This is a genomic window from Ligilactobacillus salitolerans, assembly GCF_003864415.1.
In the GTDB taxonomy this organism is placed as follows: Bacteria; Bacillota; Bacilli; order Lactobacillales; family Lactobacillaceae; genus Ligilactobacillus; species Ligilactobacillus salitolerans.
In genome coordinates, this window is the sequence record NZ_BFFP01000070.1 from 1 (window position 1) to 2,981 (window position 2,981).

The window sequence follows — 2,981 nt, forward strand, 5'->3', positions numbered from 1 at the left end:
CATGATAATGCGAAGAAACAGTATTATTTCCAAATAAATCTTTGACTTTTGTACTGTAATATAAAATATATGCTGCTTTGTCAGTTTTGTTAAAAATACCACAAGTGTTTTTTTAGTGCGTTTATGACGGTCAAACTATTGTGAAATTGAATTCAAGATTATAAAATCTTATCATAAAGTTACATAATTTAATCAAGGAGGTTGTACCTATGCTTGCAATTTTAGGGTACGCCATGGTCATTGTCTTTATGGCTTTGATCATGAAAAAGAAGATGACGCCTTTTATCGCGTTGATCACCATCCCACTGCTATTTGCGATTTTTGGATTGTTCCTCAAACTCTATCCAAATCACATCGGCGGTTGGGCTCTCAAAGGTTTAGAGAGTGTCTCTGTCACAGGTGTTATGCTCTTATTCGCTATTATATTTTTCGCTTTAATGCTGGATGCCGGATTATTCGATCCCGTAACTGCCTTTGTGATCAAACTCGCTAAAGGCGATCCAGTAAAAATTTTGGTCGGAACTGCGGTAGTCGCTGCAATGGTCTCATTAAACGGGGACGGAACTACTACAACTTTGATCTGCTGTTCAGCCTTTATTCCTATTTATAAGAAGCTCGACTTAAAGATGATGAATCTTGGTGTCCTGATCATTCTCCAGAACACGATCATGAATCTTCTGCCATGGGGCGGACCTACAGCCCGTGCAATTTCTGTCTTAAAGATCAATGAAAGTGCTGTTTTACGTGCTGTTGCTCCGGGGATGGTCATATCAGTTATTTACATGTTGTTTGTTGCTGCATATCTGGGAAGAAAAGAACGAAAACGCTTAGGGATCACTAATCTGAGTGCCGAAGAATTAAACGAAATGACAGTGGTCAAAGATCCAAAAACACTAGACCTTCGTCGTCCTAAGATGATTTGGCCTAACACGATCCTGACTCTTGGCTTAGTTGGTTTGTTAGTTTCAGGTCTGGTTCCTTCAGTCGTTTTGTTCATCATCGGAACGGCAATTGCATTATTATTGAACTACCCTTCATCCAAAATGCAGCGTGAACGTCTCAATGAACATGCTGGTGATGCAGTTCAAGTTATCATTTTAATTTTCGCTGCTGGTATCTTTATGGGACTTTTGACTGGAACGGGTATGGCCAACGCCATTGCGCAAAGTATCGGCGCTATTATCCCAGCTAGTCTAGGTAAATTCTGGGGACTCGTTGTTGCTATTATCTCAGCACCAGGGGTATTCTTCCTATCAAACGATGCTTTCTACTTCGGTGTTCTGCCAGTCTTAGCTGAAACAGGATATCAGTATGGTTTTACCGCCCAACAAATGGGTGTTGCTTCCTTAATGGGGCAGGCTTTCCACTTGTTAAGCCCACTAGTTGCATTTATTTACTTGCTGCTGCGTTTGACCGGGCTTGATATGGGTGAGTGGCAAAAAGAATCAGGAAAATGGGCTTTAGGGATTTTCGCGATCTTTATCGTGGTAACAATCGCTACTGGCGGTGTGCCATTGATGATCAATAAGTAATTGAGGGAAATTTATTTTAAGGTACTTTTTGTAAAAGTTTGACAAGGTGCAAACAGTTCTTTATTACCATCAAAGACTGTTTGCTTCCTTATTTCGCAACAATGAATACGCTTACTTTATAATGACAATCTAGAAATTTAATGTTAGAATTAATTACTATATGCTCTAACCAAATAATTTCTAACTTATCAAGAAGGAAAAGTGAGCCCATGAAACCTAACTATAATAAAGATATCTTTGCCAACTTAGAGGTAAAGCCTGATCAGACTCTTTCTGAAACGGTTTATCATGCATTACGAGCAGCCATCGTCTCCGGACAGATTCCCGCTGGTGAACGAATCAACGAAAAAGCTCTTTCTGACTCGGCTCATATCAGTAGAACTCCGATTCGCGAAGCACTGCACCGATTAGCGGATGAAAAATTTGTCGAGATCATCTCTCATGCAGGAGCTGTTGTTTCTCGTATTACAGAACAAGATGTGGAGGAAATTTTTGAGCTCAGGATCGCCTTGGATCGCATAGCTACTTTCCATGCGATGCAAAATATGACTGAGGACCAATTTCAAACTTTAGGCAATTTACTGAAGGAAACTTCCAGCCTAAATGACGAGGATAACTTGACTGAAGTTATCAAAAATTTTGGCAAATTCAACAACTACATCTATGAATGCAGCAATATGCCGCGGCTAACGATGATCGTCTCCGGACTGCGTGATTACATGCAGCGGCTGCGTGATGTTTCTCTTTACGAAAAAGCCAGGCGAGATAAAGCTTTACATGAGCATTTCTTAATTTATGAGGGGATGGTTGAAAAAAACCGCCCAGTAGTTGGTCAGATTTTAACAGAACATTTAACCTATGCTAAAATGTATCTTTTATCTGAAATGGAACAAAATTCTAACACACTTTAAGTCCAAAAGGTTAGGTAGAAACTAATAAGAGGAGGATCAAGATGGCAGCTGGAAAATATAATGAAGGTAAGATTTTGCTAGATCCAGAAAAATTTGCTGAAATGATCGTTGCGTCACACACCGTTTCAGATGACCTCGATGCTGAGGTCATTGTTAAACGAAAGCTAACGATTTATTTAAATGCAATTTTAATTGCTGAACGATTTAACAGCCTGGAAAAACGAGATTTAACCGACGAAGACTGTGACTCAGTCATGGAATTAGTTAAGAAACTCTCGTCTAAGAAATTCCAAGATTGGTAAAAATTTGTTTAATCGGGTAGGAGATAGTTCACACTATCGACCTCCCACACCACCGTACGTACGGAACCGTATACGGCGGTTCAACAACTTAAGCTTTTGCTTGAATTGACTGATACATCTGGGACATGTTTAATAATCCTCGTTGTGTCAGTCTTTTGTTTGTTATGGTTATACACAGTGTTTTACTATGCGCATTGCGCCAGTACCCTTTCCGGGTATTCACGTAGATTTTAGCT

3 protein-coding genes and 1 pseudogene are annotated in these 2,981 nt (G+C 39.8%); 3 read left to right on the forward strand and 1 reads right to left on the reverse strand.

Going from position 1 to position 2,981, the window contains the following annotated elements; all coding sequences use genetic code 11:
• Positions 1-209: 209 nt before the first annotated feature.
• From LFYK43_RS11925 to LFYK43_RS11935, 3 genes are all read left to right on the forward strand, one after another.
• On the forward strand, positions 210-1,532 hold the full coding sequence (locus LFYK43_RS11925; RefSeq protein WP_124978562.1) for a CitMHS family transporter: 1,323 nt from the start codon (positions 210-212) through the stop codon (positions 1,530-1,532).
• Positions 1,533-1,741: 209 nt separating this feature from the next.
• Complete coding sequence (locus tag LFYK43_RS11930) at positions 1,742-2,443, forward strand: GntR family transcriptional regulator (RefSeq protein ID WP_158609250.1); 702 nt, start codon at positions 1,742-1,744, stop codon at positions 2,441-2,443.
• Positions 2,444-2,484: 41 nt separating this feature from the next.
• Positions 2,485-2,745, forward strand: coding sequence for a hypothetical protein (locus LFYK43_RS11935; RefSeq protein WP_124978565.1), 261 nt, complete (start codon positions 2,485-2,487; stop codon positions 2,743-2,745).
• Between the two features lie 88 nt (positions 2,746-2,833).
• Here the strand turns inward: LFYK43_RS11935 and LFYK43_RS13155 are convergent.
• A pseudogene (locus tag LFYK43_RS13155) lies at positions 2,834-2,981 on the reverse strand (group II intron reverse transcriptase/maturase); the annotation flags it as partial.

Coding starts and splice junctions, on each gene's coding strand:
- LFYK43_RS11925 (WP_124978562.1), top strand. CDS start 210: ATGCTTGCAATTTTAGGGTACGCCATGGTCATTGTCTTTATGGCTTTG.
- LFYK43_RS11930 (WP_158609250.1), top strand. CDS start 1,742: ATGAAACCTAACTATAATAAAGATATCTTTGCCAACTTAGAGGTAAAG.
- LFYK43_RS11935 (WP_124978565.1), top strand. CDS start 2,485: ATGGCAGCTGGAAAATATAATGAAGGTAAGATTTTGCTAGATCCAGAA.